The following is a 17,133-nucleotide window of genomic DNA, read 5'->3' as shown; positions in this document are numbered from 1 at the left end:
GTGCAGTCGAACTCTTCGGGCTGCGATTGTGACGATTCTCTCCTGCGTTATTGAGTGATTTGAGTATACTAAAAGCCCCACGACAGGTTTCGACGTCTCGTCGATTTAATTGCATAGATGCTCAACATGCTATTGCAGACGCCCAAACAAACCTGATGGTCTCTTGCATATGGCATCATCAGGTAACTTGGGTTGGTGTGGGTATTACAATAATCACAAACCATAAGAAAGTGAGTCACCATGAAATTGGAAGCCGTCGATTTCAATGCGCCCGATGCCGCGGCGCGTTTTGTTGAATCTCTGCGAAATACAGGATTTGGCGTACTGAAAAACCACCCGATTAACCAAGACCTTGTCGCGTCTATTTATCAAAATTGGCAGCAGTTCTTCGACAGTGAAGACAAACTGCGTTTTCGTTTTAACCCCGAAAGCCAAGATGGTTTGTTCCCTTCAGAAGTGTCAGAAGTCGCCAAAGGTCAGCAACAAAAAGACATCAAAGAGTTCTTCCATTACTACCCGTGGGGACAATGCCCCGACACACTCAGAGATGAGCTACAAGACTATTACGATCAGGCAAATGGCTTAGCCCAACAACTTCTCGCATGGGTAGAAACGCACTCCCCAGCAGAGGTTTCTCAGCATTATTCGCAATCGCTATCGAGCATGATTGATGGAAGCGACAAAACTCTGCTTCGTGTTCTGCACTACCCGCCAATGCAAGGCGATGAAGCCCCCGGAGCGATTCGCGCTGCAGCGCATGAAGACATTAACCTATTAACTATTCTGCCTGCTGCGAATGAACCTGGCTTACAAGTAAAGGGCAAAGATGGCGAATGGTTGGATGTGCCGTGCGATTTTGGCAACCTTATCATTAACATCGGTGACATGTTGCAAGAAGCGTCTGGAGGTTACTTCCCGTCAACCACGCACCGAGTGGTTAACCCTGAAGGTGCTGACATGCGTAAATCTCGCATCTCTTTGCCATTATTCTTGCACCCAAAGCCTGATGTCGTGCTGTCCGAGCGTTATACCGCAGACAGTTATTTGATGGAACGTCTACGCGAACTTGGGCTGATTTAGCCGATTCGATATGAATAAATACCAAAGCCAGCATCACGCTGGCTTTTTTTGTGGACAGTCGCCCAAAATATTATTGATTTAAAACGAGTCTTAGCAGGAAGAATATGTCTCATCGACTAGAATTCTAGTAACGGACTAGGAGAGGCGTAAATGCAAAACTCAATACTATCAAACTTGAAGCGAGCCATAGGCAGTGTGATTGGCTCTCACACCGACATTGGCAGTGATGCCAAGGCAAAGATAGCTGCGCTTGATAAATCGATAGCCATCATTGAATTTGATCCTTCTGGCAAAGTGCTTTCCGCGAACGATAATTTTCTGAAAGTGATGGGATATCAACTGTCAGAAATTCAAGGAAAGCATCATTCAATATTTGTTGAGTCCTCTTATTCTAATTCGCCAGCTTATCGAGATTTTTGGGCGCAATTGAACCAAGGGAAATCCTTTTCTTCGCAATATAAGCGACGTGGGAAAAACGGCGTGATTGTCTGGATACAGGCAACCTACAATCCCGTTTTTGCTGAAGATGGCAGTGTGGAGAAAGTTGTAAAGTTTGCCGCAGACATCACTCAGGAAAAGAATCAGAGCTTAGATTTTTCCGGGAAAATGGATGCAATAAACAATGTTCAAGCGGTGATCGAGTTCGATTTGCAAGGCAATATTCTCTCAGCCAATGAGAATTTCCTGAGTGTAATGGGATACAAGATCGAAGAAATTCTTGGTAAACATCATTCCATTTTTGTCGAATCTGAATTTTCGCGCTCTTCAGACTACAAAAGATTTTGGGAAACACTAGCCACAGGCAAAACCGTGTCTGAGCAATTCAAGCGCTTGGGCAAAGGCGGCAAAGAAGTGTGGATCAGTGCGTCTTACAACCCCATTTTTGATGACGAAGGCAACCCCTTTAAAGTGGTGAAATTTGCCACCGACATTACCGAACACAAACTGCGTAATGCTGACTTCGCGGGGCAAATCAGGGCCATTGGTAAATCGCAGGCGGTGATTGAATTTGAACTTGATGGCACCATTCGCAATGCCAACGAGAACTTCCTCAATGCGGTTGGCTACAAGCTGGAGGAAATTAAGGGCAAGCATCACTCAATGTTTGTCACGAGCGACCTGGCTTCTTCTAATGAGTACAAGAGTTTTTGGAATTCTCTTGCACAAGGGGAATTTCAAGCCGGCGAGTACAAGCGAATAGGAAAAGGAGGCAGAGAGATCTGGATTCAAGCCTCATACAACCCCATTTTGGATGCCTCTGGCCGGCCTTTTAAAGTGGTTAAATACGCCAGTGATATCACCGAACAGAAACTGAAGAATGCTGATTTTGAAGGCCAGATTGAAGCCATTGGCAAGTCGCAGGCAGTTATTGAGTTCGACATGGACGGCACGATTCGCTTTGCCAACGAGAACTTTTTGAATGCAATGGGTTACACCTTAAGTGAAGTTAAAGGTCGTCACCATTCTATTTTCGTTGATCCGAAAGACAGCAAATCTGCAGAGTACAAAGCGTTTTGGGCGAAGCTCAATAGCGGTGATTTTGAAAGTGCAGAGTTTCGCCGCATTGCCAAAGGTGGGCGAGAAGTCTGGATTCAGGCATCTTATAACCCGATCCGCGACATCAATGGCAAGCCCTTCAAGGTAGTGAAATACGCATCGGATATTACGGCAAAAAAACGTGCCGTGTCTTTAATCAGCGGCTGTTTGCTGTCTTTGTCTAAGGGCGACCTTGACCATACCATTACAGAAAAATTGGATGAAGAGTTTGAGCCTGTGAGGGATGCTCTGAACTCAATGATTGCGCATCTTAATACCTTGGTAAAAGACATTGTGAAAGCGTCAAACTCGGTCAGCTCCGGCGCGCGCGAAATTAAATTGGGAACCGGTGATTTGAGTGACAGAACCGAAACCCAAGCGGCAAGTTTGGAAGAAACTGCCGCAAGCATGCAAGAAATCACAGCGACCGTGCAGCAAAATGCGGAGACCTCGCAAAATGCCGTTATGCTCGCGACCGAGGCAACGAAGAAGGCTGAACTGGGTGGGAAAGTGGTCACGGAAGCTATTAGCGCCATGGCTGAAATTGAGAAATCGAGCAATCAAATCTCAGACATCATTGGCGTGATCAATGAAATTGCCTTCCAAACCAATCTACTGGCTTTGAATGCTGCTGTTGAAGCCGCCAGAGCGGGTGAACAAGGAAGGGGTTTTGCGGTTGTGGCAGGTGAGGTTCGAAATTTGGCGCAACGAAGTGCGAAAGCATCCGTTGAAATTAAAGAGCTGATTAACGCCAGCGTTAACAAGACCAAAGATGGCACACATTTGGTGAGAAAATCTGGCGAGAACCTTGATGAAATTGTTGAAGCCATTAAGAGCGTATCGACCCTGATCAATGACATGAGCACGGCGAATACCGAGCAGTCGCAAGGCATCGCTGAGATAAACCGTGCTGTGACGGAAATGGACAACATGACCCAACAAAACGCGGGTTTGGCGGAAGAGGCCACGGCAGCCAGTGAGAACTTGCTCGTTGAAGCCGAAGGACAACGAGACTTGGTGTCTTTCTTTAAAACGAAAGCAGGCTAGCACGCAGACAAATAGCCAAAGCGACTAAATCAAGCAACAAAAAACGGGCGAAAGCCCGTTTTTTTGTGTCCGAGGTTGCCCAGTTTCAACGCAATAATTTGGGTTTATGTATGTTTAGGTTTGGTTTATGGGGTAGTGCCTCTGTATTCAAGGCGCTGCATGCTAGATCTTGCGTACTTGGGCTTCGTGTTATCCGTTGCGGGTTTGGTTTCTTGCATCCAAACAAACGCAACATACGCTATTTAAGATGCCTATAGGTGACGCTTTCCCAATAAGAGGGTTGGTGAACTACCACGTTACCAAGTTATCTCGTTAAAACTCGCTGGTATCTTTATTGGTGCTGCTTCCTTGAGCCTCATCGTCGTCGTCATCATCCTCATCGTCGTCTTCAAAAATAAGGTGATCAGCAAACGAATTTGAAGGGGAAGCCTGTTGATTTCGTGGTTCGGTGCCGTCGTCTGGCAGGATAAAAAAGGCCAGCATTTCGGTCATGTCTTGCGATAGATGCCACATGCTTTCACTTGCCGTTGTTGCTTGTTGAACCAGCGCGGCATTTTGTTGCGTCATGTCATCCATTTTGGTGATGGCTAAGTTAACTTGCTCAATGCCGACACTTTGCTCTTGGGCGGCATCTGATATGTCTTCCATTTTGCTGCCGACCTCTTCGACCATGGCGACGATTTCTTTCAGCGTTTTTCCTGACTCTTCAACCAAATCGGATCCAACCGCCACTTTTTTCTTACTGGCTTCAATCAAGTCTTTGATTGCTTTTGCTGCGCTGGCGGAGCGTTGGGCGAGATTGCGCACTTCACCAGCGACGACAGCGAACCCTCTGCCTTGTTCGCCAGCGCGAGCCGCTTCCACCGCCGCATTGAGGGCGAGCAAGTTGGTTTGAAAGGCAATTTCATCAATCACGGTAATGATTTGGGCAATCTCGTTACTGGCCTCGGTAATGTCTCGCATTGCTTCAATAGTTCGGGAAACTGAATGCCCACCCTCACGGGCTTTTGCGCGCGCTTTCATGCTAACCATTTTCGTTGAAAAGGCATTCTCAGCGCTGTGTTTCACTGTCCCTGTCATTTGCTCCATGCTCGCGGCGGTGGATTGCAAAGACGTCGCCTGCGCTTCTGTTCTCGCGCTTAAATCTTGGTTGCCAGTCACAATTTCGCGCGAAGATGCAGCAACTGTCGAGCTGGTTTCGCGAATGCTATGGATCACGTCAGTTAATTTATCGATGGTTTGGTTGGTGTCTTTTTTCAGTTGGGCGAGTCGGCCACTGTAATTTTTTTCAACTTGCTGAGTAAGGTCGCCTTTCGCCATGGCGGCGAGAATGTGTTGCATGTCGGCCAATGAGTTATCGACATTCTCTGTGAGCAAATTCAACCCTTCAGCCAAATTGAAGAAAAACCCCTCTTTACCTGAGATTTCGATGCGTCCGCCAAACTCCCCGCGTGTGGCGCGAGAGATAACCTCGGCAATTTCACGCTCAATAGCGACTTCAGCAGTGCGATCTTTCCATTCTATTGCCGTTCCTATGCGTTCGCCGTTTGGGTTGCACATGGGCATGGCGTTGATGGCCATCACTCTATTTCCAACACTGAATTCACTGGAAAAAGGCTGCGTGAGAGAGGATAGGATTTTATGTTGTTTGGACGGTTCCTTGTGAAAAACATCAATCGGTTTTCCGATAACGTTATCAGGGTTAAAGCCAGTAATTTCTAGTGCAAAATCGCTTTGTGTTTCGTTTAGCATCGTTTTTGCAGCATCGTTGAGATAAATAATTTCATTGTCGTTATTCGCCAGCATGATGTTGTTTGATACACCATCTAACGCCTGTCTAACCTGCGCATTTTCCTCTGCAATAATGTTTGATGAATGCTCATACTCACGTTTAGCTTGCTCAGCCAATTCCGCATTGTTGAGAGAGAGGTTAGTGGCTTCTTTAATTGACAGTAGATCACCACAATAATCTCCTTTAATACGAACACTGTGGTCACCTTCAGAAATCCGTGCCATGACTGTGTTGATTTCGCTAAGTGCATTTTGAGTGGCATCCATCAGCGAGTTGAACGCGGCTGATGACTGGCTGATTTCGTCGTTCCCTTTAACGACAAGGCGAAGGGAATAGTCGCCCGATCTTGATACCTGCTTTAAGCTGCGCGTCATTTTTGTCAGAGGCGTTGTGACTGATCGCGTAATTAATACGGCAATCACAAGACCTAAAATGACCCCAACAATACCCGTTAACGCGAGGACGGTGGAAATCTCTTGGTTTAGCGAGTCGAGCGTTTTCACCTCGGTGTTTAACGCTTCCTGCTGAAGAGCGACAATTTCGCCAATCAGCGATAGAGATTGTGTCGCAAGCGGTGACGCTTTCGTGCCTAAGAGGTATTGCGACATGTTCCACTGTTCAGAGTCCCTCACGTTGAACATCTGCATCACCACGGGGGAAAACTGATCACGGTAATCACTGTATTCTTTGAATAGCTTTGCTTGCTCGCGAGTCAGCAGATGGGCTTTATCTTCAATGCTAAACAGGTGATTTTCATTGGTTGTCCATTTCTCGAAAAAAGACGCTTTGAATGCGGCTTCGCCAGTGATGAGGTACGAACGGGCAGCGGCAAGGCCTAAAGAAAACGACGCGCTTGATTCCGCAAATAAACCGAGTAATTCCTTACGTTCTGGCGTGGCAGGCAAGCCTCGTTCGATACTGGTGAGAAGATTGATGGCAGACACCAGACGAATCATGATGGGTTCGCCTTGCTCCCTGTAGATCTTCATGGCGGGTTGTTCATCGGCGGTGTTTGCAATGCGCTCAATGTCATCTTGTGCTGCGCGGTAAAGACTAAGGCTTTCTTTCAATCTTTCTATTTTGGCAATGTAGTCGTCGCTACTAACATGTGAACTGCTGATTGAACGGTTGAGAACAAGGAGTTGTTTGTCGATGTTTTCCCATGTCGTTTGCCGTTTTGACAAAAACTCCTCGTTACCAAGCACCACGTATCCTCGCAGAATGGCCAAAGAGCGATTCACCTCCGCCACTAACTGATTACTCGCCAGCGTGGCTGGGAATGTGGAGCCTACTAGCTCACGCTCCACGATATTCACATCGGCGAGACGTTGATTCGACAAACTCACTGCTGTCACTAAAATCGCAATGATCAAGCCAAAACCAAGTGTTAGGCGTTTACCAATCGTGTAGCGGAAATATCGACGATTCATGGATTCTTCACTTAATGGGTTCTAATGGTTGGCCAAGCAATATGGTCAGCTTTCTGTTAATCAGATCGACAAGGGCATAAACATCGGAGGGCGTTTTGTTGCGTGAATAGGTTCGGTGCGCGTAGAAATCGCCAAATGTATTGTTGGGTTCAAGGACTGCCATTGCTGCGGAAAACGTATCTAAACTGGCGCCAGCAAGTAAAAACACCTCGGCTGGAATGGCGTCTTTGGCTTCACGTTTGATACGTGTGACTGGCGGGACATTCTGTTGCTTTGCGAACACATCAATATCGTCACTGAGCTTTCCGAGCGCAACGAAGACTTGTTCTGGTCGGTAGCCGTTAACCGGTATGATTTTTCGAGGCAGTTTGCTTGCTGTCTTTGGTTTGTATCGATACGCGTAGTGCATCACCATCGAATCGATGTTTTTGACCAATGAGTAAACCTGAGTGGGCGTGAGTTCGCCGTACAATTTTGAGTAGCCGTAGTCGACATTAGCCGTTTTTGAGGCGTCAGCGGCAAGTGCAGGCCAAGCGCTGGCCCACGTGATAAGGGTGATGAATAAGGTCGCGCTAACCTTCAAAGAGGTCGCGATTGAGCGAACATAAATCTTCGTTAAATGTTTCATTCCCTAATTTCTCACTGCATCAAAATTAATAAGAACGGCTCAAAACTAAGTGATGGCTCACATTTGAGTTTAGACGGATTTCATCTAAATGCATGTTTAGACAAGTGCTTGTGCCAACTGCATTGCAAGGGGTGCTGCAAGAGGTGTAGCAAGGGAGCGAAGGAGTAGGGCAGTGGAGTAGGACGAAGGAGTCGAGCGAGGGGATATTTTGACGAAACGCTAAAACGAGCAAAAAAAGAAGAAACCCGTCAATGAAGGAACGCGTGAACGCGGCAACATCGGAATCGATACTGCGTCATGTCATATCCTCAGAAAGCGTGGCTTTTTAGTTGCCCAGTTCCTCTTGTGCCGAGATTTGCTGCAACCAGCGTCCAAGCTTGAGGATTTCTGGCTGACGGGCGCGATGCTTCTTATAAACAAAATACAAACTGTCGCCAGTCGGCATTTCGTGCATAGGAATGCGCACCAGTTGCTCGCGGTCGATTTCGTTCATGAAATAGTAATTCAAAAAAGTAATACCATGCTCATATCGCGCCGCTTCCGTGGCAAGCAGCATGTGGCTGAAAGAATGAATTTTCACATGATTAGGCAGCGCAAAGCCGCCCAATTTGCACCATTGCGCCCAGTCGTTTTCCATCAATGACGTGACAGACAATAGCGGGTAATCCCAAAGGGCGTCAGGAAGGGGTTTATCTTTGATCTGCTGCCAAATCTTATTGCTACAAACAGGGTACAGATACTCTTTGTACAGCAAATCATATTGGTAGTTTCGCCCCGGCTCAAAATCGACAATGAAGCAATCTGCCAACTTGTCGGAAAGGTGAGGGTGGTCGGCAAACATTTCGAGCGCAAGGTCGATTTCTGGGTGCTGCTGACGGAAATCAGACAATTGCGGCATCAGCCATTTCACGGCCAATGAGCTAAAAACCGCAAGCCTCAGTTGGCCTGATACGCCCTCTCGAACTTGGTGACTGGCTCGGGCAATGGCCTGCAATGGGTCGGCGACATCATCATAGTAACGCTGGCCAACAGGCGTCAGTTGCAACAACCTTCCTTGGCGATCAAACAATGATTCACCCAGAAAATCTTCCAACAAGCGTATTTGGTGGCTCACGGCGCTTTGGGTCACGCTGAGTTTTTCGGCGGCTTTAGAGAAACTATTGAGTCGGGCAACCACTTCAAAATATTGCACCGCTCGCAGTGGGGGAAGCTTCATTATCTAAAAAACTCATGAATAGCGAATTTTCATCATTATACGTCATGCTAAAGCAGCGCTACTATGCCCATTCTGTGATCCAGATTAGATCTTTGGGCCCTTAATCTCGAGAGGTTGCATGTCTGAATGGCGATAACTCAATCCGCTATTTTGAACGCCGCAACATCGTGAGAGAGGAAATACGACATGAACAGGAGCCTTTATCATGCGTAATATTTCAATTGGGATGGCCATGACCTTGTTGGTCATTGGTAACCTTAGCGCGACGTTTTCGGACGCGCTGGTTAAAACGATGGAAGGCGGGCCTGATGGCGCTATCTTCCAATTTGCTTTGTTTCGTCAGGTGTCAGCCGTTCTCATTTTACTTCCTTTCTGTTTAACGGCACCGAAGAAGAACCTGACACTTGGGCTTAAGTGGCACTTTCTACGTGCTCATGTGTGGCTAGTCGGTGTGTTCTTTTCGGTGATTGCGTTAACCACCTTGCCATTGGCAACGGCGAACGCGATCTTCTACGCAGCACCCTTGATCATGCTTCCATTGGCTGCCATGTTCTTGCGTGAAAAGCTGTCATCGGCATCTATTGCTGCTGCCGTGGTGGGCTTTATTGGTGTGCTTATCTTGGTGCGCCCGACAGAACTCAGCTGGGCGGCAATTTCCGCCATGATCGTGGCGGTCACGCTGGCGGTGAACAACTTGTTGATCCCGAAAATTCCGCGTGAACAAACCGTGCCGCAAACCTTGTTGCTGCATAACCTGATCGGTATTCCTATCGCATTGGGGTTGGCCTTGTATGAAGGTGCGCCATTTAGCATGGATTTATTCCTGCGTGCGTCTGGTTCAACCGCGTTCATTTTGGTGTATGCCGCCACGTGTGTAATTGCCTACCGCGCTGCGGAAAGTAACAAGATCGCGAGTGCAGAATACAGCGGCTTGGTTTGTGCAGTTGGCGTCGGCCTTGTTCTGTTTGGTGAAGTACCAGACATGCTAATGATTGTCGGAACCTCGTTGATTGTTGTGCCTCTCATCTGGCTTGCTGGCCTAGAAAAGCGCAAAACAAAACGCGCGGCGAGAGAAGAAGCGTTGGCGACAGAGACAACGTTTGCGAGCTTAACCGAAGACATGCGCACGGAAGATGATGACATCGCACTGGCTGAAAAGTCTGCGATGGCTGACAGTATCATTTTGCCCGATGATGACGTTGTGGCGAGTGAAGAGGAAACGCGAGAATCTTGTGTTCATGCTGACCACATCATTACGCCAAACAAAGTGACGGGCGCTGTTTGATAACGGTGGCGACTTTGGAGATAGTGGAGATAGTGAGTTAGCGGAGGTTGTAGCGATGAAGAAGATCGTGGCGACGGCTATCGACGATAAGTCATCGTGAGAAATGATATGCTAAAAAAACCACGCTATTCAGCGTGGTTTTTTATTGCCTGAAACCAATAGATAGGTAAGAAAATCAGCTTGTTTTAGCCGAAGTGTGTACTCACACTTAATCGTTCGGTTATTCGGCGTAACCGTTATGAAAGCTGAGGTGGTACGTCTGCAACCATGCGTTGTATTAAGGCTTTCAATCGTTTCGGCTGGTGGCGGTCTTTGTGATAAAGCAAATACAACGGGACTTTCTCCACTTCCCACTCGGTAAAGACGTTTTCTAATCTTCCCGCTTGAACATGGCTTTCGCAGTACAGCGATGGGAGTCGACAAATACCGTTTCCTTGTAACGATGCGCTCATCAACACATGGCCGTTTTTACATTGTAAATTGCCTTTCACATCGACATCGACATGTTGGGAATGGTCATCCGCACGGACATAACGCCAACGTGTCACAGACCCCGTTAAGCAATCGTGTTTCAGTAAATCCCTTGGGTGCTCAAGGCGACCCCGTTGCGATAAATAATGTGGCGCGGCATAGGTACCAATTTCAATGTCACCCAAGTAGCGACCAATCAATCGCGAATCATTCAGCGCACCCATGCGCAGTACCAAGTCAAAACGGGACTCAATCAGATCCACCCGTTCGCTGCTGAAATCCAATTCAACATGAATATCAGGGTGGTCAAAACAGAATCGGTGGATCACATCGCCCACCAGTGATTCTCCCAATATTCCTCCCACGCAGTTCACCGCAATGCGACCGCGTAGTTGGTCGGAATCATCAATGGCATCGGAAATAGCATCATCAATTTGCATCATCGCCGCTTGGCAACGTGTAAAGAAGGCCTCGCCTGCTGTGGTTAAACGTTGAGAACGGGTGGTACGAATAATGAGTTGCACACCTAGGCGGCTTTCAAGCTGACTAAGCTGACGTGACATGTGCGCGCGCGATGCACCGAGCTTTTCAGCCGCTTTGGAAAAGCTGCCCGATTCGGCAATCGCCACGAAGGCGCGGATATCAGCAAGGTTGTCATTCAATGGGTCTTTATTGGTGCTCATAGCGTAACACTGAGTTTTATTGTGACATATATATCAACAATCATGACTTATTTAGAATGCAGCCTCAATAAGAAATAGTTAATAAAAAACAAACATTCCGATCGAGGTAGAACATGAAAAAGTTAGTTGTTATCACTGGTGCAAGCTCAGGTATTGGTGAAGCCATCGCAAAACAATTATCAGCACAAGGTCACCCGTTGTTGCTGCTTGCGCGCCGTGCAGATCGCCTAGAAGCCCTTAACCTACCTAACACACTGTGCAAGAAAGTCGATATCACTGAAAAAGCCTCGTTTGACGACGCTGTTGCTGAGGCAGAAGCGATGTACGGTGAAGCTGATTTGTTGGTTAACAATGCAGGGGTGATGTTGCTGGGCGACATGGCAACGCAAGACGCTGCTGAATGGCAAAACATGTTCAACGTTAACGTGGTCGGTTTGATGAACGGGATGCAAGCCGTACTTGCCCCAATGATTGCGCGTAACAGCGGCACCATCATCAACATCAGCTCAGTGGCAGGCCGTAAAACCTTCCCTAACCACGCGGCTTACTGCGGCACAAAATTCGCGGTACACGCGATTTCTGAAAACGTGCGTGAAGAAGTGGCAGCCGCCAACGTGCGTGTTATCACCATCGCCCCTGGCGCAGTAGAAACCGAATTGCTTTCTCACACCACCAGTGAAGAAATCAAAGAAGGCTACGAAAGCTGGAAAGAAGACATGGGCGGCATCCTAGCCGCGGATGACATCGCGAACGCAGTGACTTACGCATACAACCAGCCGCAGAATGTCTGCGTACGTGAAATCGTGATTGCCGCAACACGCCAGCAGCCATAAAGCTTTTCAACAATTATTGAGAGCCCCAAAGCCATCTTTTTAGATGGCTTTTTTGTGTTGCGTGCGTGGGGAGTGGTCAGGGTTTTCTCTAGGATGATTGGGGTAAAGCCTGAGTTTTGGGGGCACTCTAAACTGTTTCTGCCCCATTCCTTCTTAGCGAAAGTTAACCTCATTATTGTCACATCGAGAGTTTTCGATAGATTTTCTAATCCAGTCGTGAGGTGTGGAGAAAATCCCGCACTTTGTCGTATTTTCCCGTTCGTGATTTTGTAGAGTATGATGATACTCTATTCAAAACATGCGCTTATGCTAAGTCCAAGTGTCCGGCGGATGCGCAAAAAATCCCAAAGTGGAGTGTTTAATTACCCCACTTTGGGATCTAATAAATTGTTATATTTTAAGGAGAGTTCATCAATGTCTTCAGTGTTATTGGACAATGCAACTATATCAAGTGTGCAGCGTGCTTTAGGTAAAGCTCCTACAAAGGAGCCTGCGTTACTTGATGTTGAGCATGTTGCACTTGAGCGTTTCAGTGAGGCATTTTTACTAAGCGATAGAATTATTGTTCCTGACACTTATAAACAAGCTCTCACTCCAGCTCGAAAAATAATGTTATCAGATCCAGTGTTCTCTTTTACTACTGTTGACGCGAAAGAGGATTCTGATTTGTTGACGATATCCAACGCTCTTTCTGATGCTTGGACGACCGCATACAAGGCAGGGTCAGATAGAACTTTATTCTCTCAATATTTTGAGCAAGCGAATGCATTTAGTAAATTTATTTGGGAGCATGCTAGTTCAGAGTTCTATTTGGTTTTTCGTAGTATGGGGGTAGAAAAAGAAAATCCATTAATTGAAGCTGTGTTGGCTAGTCCTGCTGATTATGGTTTAGGTGAAAAACTAAAAATTAGAGGGACAGATGGTCTCCCTGTAAACTGGGAAAAGTTATCGGGACATGTAAAGCGTATGCTTTCGGTTATGGCATGGCTTGGTAATCAATATATTTGGCATCAAGTATATGCAGCCAAACTTGGTGTCAATTATATGTCGCACCCTTTGAGAGATTTCTTTTCTTATGACTTCCTTGACCGATTAAATCATGGAGCAAATTCATCTGGTGATTTCGCGAAATCATTTCATGTGGGTATGCGAGGTTTTCAAAAGAAGATGCTCCAAACATACGGTGACCTAGATCTAGTACCAAATTCAGATGAATTACGCCTTCCTAACTTTATTCCAATGCTGGTAAAGGAGTGTGCAAATGGTCAAGAATACCTAGATGCACTATCACATTATAGAAAAACAGCGGAAGTTATTGAAATTAGAGAGCGTCTTACTGATATCGAGCGTGACATGGAACTTGGTCACTATCAGAAGCATTCAAAGATGGTTCGCGAAATTGAGGCCGTAGGAGATAACCTCTTAAAAGAGAAAGGTGTAGATCCTAGGTTTATAAAATTATCACCACCAACAAAAATGTTAGGTATTAGTGTTTCTGGTGATGATGCAAAAGTTGAGCTACCGATTCCTGCAGTATTGTATAAACAGTATTTTGTTGGTAAACGCTATCGTTCATTTGTCAAAAAGGTTATGAACGAACTTTCAATGCCTTCACAATATGGTGCTCTAAAAGACCGCTTAAATGGTTATGCCTGGGTTCAAAAGGAACAAATGCCTAAGTTTTATCTGAAGCAGGATGAAATGTCGTCACTGTATCACAAGCCATTCACGAAATCATCGGCATAAAAACAAGGTGATGCGTTACACTCTGCGGTTTTGGCATGGATTTCAGTGTGCTTTGCTGGTTTGGAGGGGCACACCTTATTGCAGACGTTGCATTCTTGTTTGGTTTATATCAAGTAAGGTTGAGTACCACTTAATTTGGTGTTGAAAATCAGAGGAAAAATTGTGGGACATAAATTCATTTCTCAAAAGAAACAAAATAAAGAAGAGATGTTTGATGCATTAGTAAAAAATGCAGTTGATTTTTTGGATTCCTCACTGGACGACCTTGATAAGAGACCAAAAAACTCTATTGTTGATTTTTACTCATCTGTCGAACTATTTTTGAAAGCAAGGTTAATGCATGAACATTGGACATTAATCCTTAGCCGTCCAGAGTTAGCGAACCTAAATAGTTTTCAAGTCGGAGATTTCCATTCTGTTTTCCTCGATGATGCGGTTAAAAGAATGAAAAACATTCTTTGTGAACCAATTCCCACGAAAGCGGTGGATGCATTCAAAGCTCTAGGAGAGCATAGAAACCAAATCGTTCATTTCGCGCATACGAAATATCATGACATTGATGCTACCAAAGTGAGTGTTGTAGTTGAACAATGGTGTGCGTGGCATTACCTGCATGAGTTACTAGTTACAACTTGGTCTCCTGTTTTTGATGATTACATCGAGGAAATTCAACGAATTCATAAACGAATGATGAGGCAGCAAGACTTCATTACAGCTCGGTTTACTGAAATTTACCCTGATATTGAAAATAAGAAGAAGTCTGGTAAACAAATTGAAGTTTGTAATCATTGCAATATGGCTGCTGCTGAGGTGATTGAAGAAAACAGATGGGGCAACGACTTCGAATGTTTAGTCTGTGGTGTCAAAGACACTTTGCTTAAAAAAACTAAGGCTACAATACCTTGTCAAAGTTGCAATGAGGACTTTGAATTCTTCAATAAAGACCTAAAAAACTGTCCTCATTGTGACGCGGAGATCGAGCATGAATATGTATTGAAAGCGTGTAAGGAGCAATACTCTGATGGCGATGGCTGGTGTGAGGAAGGTGAGTGGGTAGCTTACTGTCACGGATGCCATGACGATACTCCGTCCGTATTCTACATTGATGGTCTTTGGAGTTGCGTCTCTTGTTTTGATAGAGGCTGGGGAGCAATTTCATGTCCCAATTGCGATGAGTTTGTTACAGGAGACATGGATACTATTCAGTATTTTGCTTGTGTTAGATGCGAGGATGATGTTAGGGCAAGTATTGCGGAAAATGGTTTTTAACACATATGATCCCTTCTTCGGTCAATAGACTATAATCTTCTTTGGGCTGCATCAGCAGTCAGTGCGTTCGAACAACAAAGTCGACGACTTCGTTTTCTCCTATCGGAGTTTATACGAAGTGAACACACGAGTGCGTAGCCGCCAAATAACTTCTTTCTAAACTCGTCTAGCTTCTACTGAGATGTTGATGGTTTAGTGGGTATTTATGCTCATGATATTTTTAACTATTTTTTAATGTCATGAGGTCTGATGGGTTGTAGTTTTATTAGCTTCAATAAATAAACACATATTTATTTATTTCTTGTCTCGAAGTATAGAAAGCAAGGGTTATTTAACTAGCTATACTTTCATAATTGAATTTATCAGTATGTCAAGATTATGATTTATATGTTATTTGAACATCTATTAAAAGAATGGTTTCTTTCTAGGAGTAGTATTTATAGGAAGTTATACTTTGGACTGGAGGTGGTTGTTGGGGCATTAATCCTCTTGCTGTCTGAAAATTCTGTCATGGCAATAGTTTTATTGTTTTATATTTTTTGGATGCTGGTGAAGTATTTTGACCTAACATACCTTTCATACAAAAGAGAAAATAAAATATGGAATCCGTCTACTGAAGTGATTGTACTATACTCTATATATTTCATTTTGAAGATTGGTATACTTTCTTGTGCTTTTTTCTTTGTTTTATTTTTGTTATCATCCTTTATCATTGAGAATGAATATGGAGTTAAAGTTATATTTATTATATTGGTTTTGTGTTCCATTCCGTTACTCGCAAAGCTATTTGATGTATCTGAAACCATAAGGAAGTTACGCAATAAAGAGTGGCCAGGTGATGTAATTTAGTATACCTGTATTAGACAAAAAATAGAGCATTTTTTGTTTTAATAAATTAATTTAAGCTATTGAATTTTAACTAATATTTCCAATAGGATTTAAAGGTGGTTAGTGGTGAAATTAACAGCCATATGCTAATCTTTTATATGTGATATGCCTCTCATTTGAAATATAACTATAGATTAAATGGAGGGGGTATGCGGTGGTTTTTTACATTACACCAAAGCAAAGAGAATTTAGAGTTCAGGTAATGCAGTAAAGTCTGCTAAGAATATGATTTAGTCTAAGATATATAAGTAAGTAGTGTGTGAGGAAGCTCATTCCTCAATAATTTATAAGAATATTTTATTTACAATAGTCCAGTTCGCTGGTGCTCGCCAAGGAGGAAAAGGTTGATTTTTTACTATCTTAAGTGGTTAAAACTCAGCTTTTTGATCCGGGGAATACGATTTGTTGCTTGAGTAAGTTAAAAATAGGATCACTAGCTAATGTTTAAAATCTCGCTAAATTTTAAATTTGGGTTCGAAGTTGAAATTTTTAAGATAGTAAAACGAAAGCTAAGTAACTACATAAAGTTGACACTACGAAATCTTTGGGTGAGCGCATATCATATACAAGTTCTTCTCAGATAAGTAGACATTAGAGCTCTTTTGGCTGCGCCAACAGCCAATGCAATAGTCACTAGCTCAAAAGTGCCGAAATTCATGTCAGGTCGGTTTGCTCCGGCTCCGTTCAATTCGCCGATTTCAACTGACTGAACGATTTTCAGTCCATTCGGGTAATAAAGGTTTGCTCGTCACCCACAAAAGCCACAAAACCACCCCAGTAGATAAACACTCGACCACGACCTTCAACGAGGCAGGCAAGCAGTGGGTTCAAATCTTCTTCGTTGTCCTTGCTTTGAAAGACGCCTGTATCGGTGATCACGCCGCTGAGTGTCGGCAAATATCCATATGTGCGCTTGGCTTGATCAATCAGGTTCAATTCGCTGGCGGTAGAGAAGCAAGAGGGGATCGCACCGGCTTCTTCGATAAACATCGTTTTCAGTTCTTCAAAAGCTGTAATCACCAGCCAGTCGATGCCATTAACATGATGGATATACATAGAGTTTCTCGGTAATTCTGATGCGGAGATTTTATCACTATCAGGGAAGAACCTAGTAGAGGTTTAGCGGCGAAGGGCAGTAATACTGTGTTGTTCCGGCACATTCACTAGGTTAGCTTGAAACCCGTTTTTGTCCCTTTCCCATTTGGCGAAAGCCAGAGTATTCGATACCA

General features: G+C 44.8%; 10 protein-coding genes and 1 pseudogene. 6 read left to right on the top strand and 5 right to left on the bottom strand.

Annotation, left to right across the window (positions count from 1 at the left end):
- Positions 1-240 precede the first annotated feature (240 nt).
- Both Q365_RS0101190 and Q365_RS0101185 read left to right on the top strand, forming a co-directional pair.
- Positions 241-1,080, top strand: a complete 840-nt coding sequence (locus Q365_RS0101190; protein ID WP_028021620.1) for an isopenicillin N synthase family dioxygenase — start codon at positions 241-243, stop codon at positions 1,078-1,080.
- A 150-nt stretch (positions 1,081-1,230) separates the two neighbouring features.
- Positions 1,231-3,663, top strand: coding sequence for a methyl-accepting chemotaxis protein (locus Q365_RS0101185; RefSeq protein ID WP_028021619.1), 2,433 nt, complete (start codon positions 1,231-1,233; stop codon positions 3,661-3,663).
- Positions 3,664-3,975: 312 nt separating this feature from the next.
- Here the strand turns inward: Q365_RS0101185 and Q365_RS25240 are convergent, their stop codons facing one another.
- The 3 genes from Q365_RS25240 to Q365_RS0101170 form a co-directional block, all read right to left on the bottom strand.
- Positions 3,976-6,885 (bottom strand): methyl-accepting chemotaxis protein, encoded by a 2,910-nt coding sequence (locus Q365_RS25240; protein WP_051563701.1) that lies wholly within the window; start codon positions 6,883-6,885, stop codon positions 3,976-3,978.
- A gap of 7 nt (positions 6,886-6,892) precedes the next feature.
- Positions 6,893-7,513 (bottom strand): hypothetical protein, encoded by a 621-nt coding sequence (locus tag Q365_RS0101175; protein WP_051563699.1) that lies wholly within the window; start codon positions 7,511-7,513, stop codon positions 6,893-6,895.
- Positions 7,514-7,838: 325 nt separating this feature from the next.
- Positions 7,839-8,729 carry a LysR substrate-binding domain-containing protein gene (locus Q365_RS0101170; protein ID WP_028021617.1) on the bottom strand — a complete coding sequence of 297 codons (891 nt, stop codon included), beginning with the start codon at positions 8,727-8,729 and terminating at the stop codon, positions 7,839-7,841.
- A gap of 205 nt (positions 8,730-8,934) precedes the next feature.
- On the opposite strand from Q365_RS0101170, the pseudogene Q365_RS0101165 reads away from it, so the two are divergent.
- Positions 8,935-9,795: pseudogene (locus tag Q365_RS0101165) on the top strand (DMT family transporter); the annotation flags it as partial.
- A gap of 455 nt (positions 9,796-10,250) precedes the next feature.
- Here Q365_RS0101165 and Q365_RS0101160 read toward each other — a convergent pair.
- Positions 10,251-11,168 carry a LysR family transcriptional regulator gene (locus Q365_RS0101160; RefSeq protein WP_028021615.1) on the bottom strand — a complete coding sequence of 306 codons (918 nt, stop codon included), beginning with the start codon at positions 11,166-11,168 and terminating at the stop codon, positions 10,251-10,253.
- 113 nt (positions 11,169-11,281) lie between these two features.
- Between Q365_RS0101160 and Q365_RS0101155 the strand changes: the two genes are divergently transcribed.
- The 3 genes from Q365_RS0101155 (at position 11,282) to Q365_RS0101145 (ending at position 15,016) form a co-directional block, all read left to right on the top strand.
- The gene (locus Q365_RS0101155; RefSeq protein WP_028021614.1) at positions 11,282-12,001 is read left to right on the top strand and encodes an SDR family oxidoreductase; all 720 of its coding nucleotides are present in this window, start codon (positions 11,282-11,284) and stop codon (positions 11,999-12,001) included.
- Positions 12,002-12,415: 414 nt separating this feature from the next.
- A complete protein-coding gene (locus Q365_RS0101150) occupies positions 12,416-13,747 on the top strand; it encodes a hypothetical protein (RefSeq protein ID WP_028021613.1) in 1,332 nt (443 codons plus the stop codon).
- Between the two features lie 162 nt (positions 13,748-13,909).
- Complete coding sequence (locus Q365_RS0101145) at positions 13,910-15,016, top strand: hypothetical protein (RefSeq protein WP_028021612.1); 1,107 nt, start codon at positions 13,910-13,912, stop codon at positions 15,014-15,016.
- A gap of 1,605 nt (positions 15,017-16,621) precedes the next feature.
- Here the strand turns inward: Q365_RS0101145 and Q365_RS0101130 are convergent.
- Positions 16,622-16,960 (bottom strand): hypothetical protein, encoded by a 339-nt coding sequence (locus Q365_RS0101130; RefSeq protein ID WP_028021610.1) that lies wholly within the window; start codon positions 16,958-16,960, stop codon positions 16,622-16,624.
- Between the last annotated feature and the right edge of the window lie 173 nt (positions 16,961-17,133).

It is taken from the genome of Enterovibrio calviensis DSM 14347 (assembly GCF_000621165.1).
Classification (GTDB): Bacteria; Pseudomonadota; Gammaproteobacteria; order Enterobacterales; family Vibrionaceae; genus Enterovibrio; species Enterovibrio calviensis.
The sequence above is the reverse complement of the archived record's forward strand: the minus strand, read 5'-3'. Positions and strand labels throughout refer to the sequence as shown.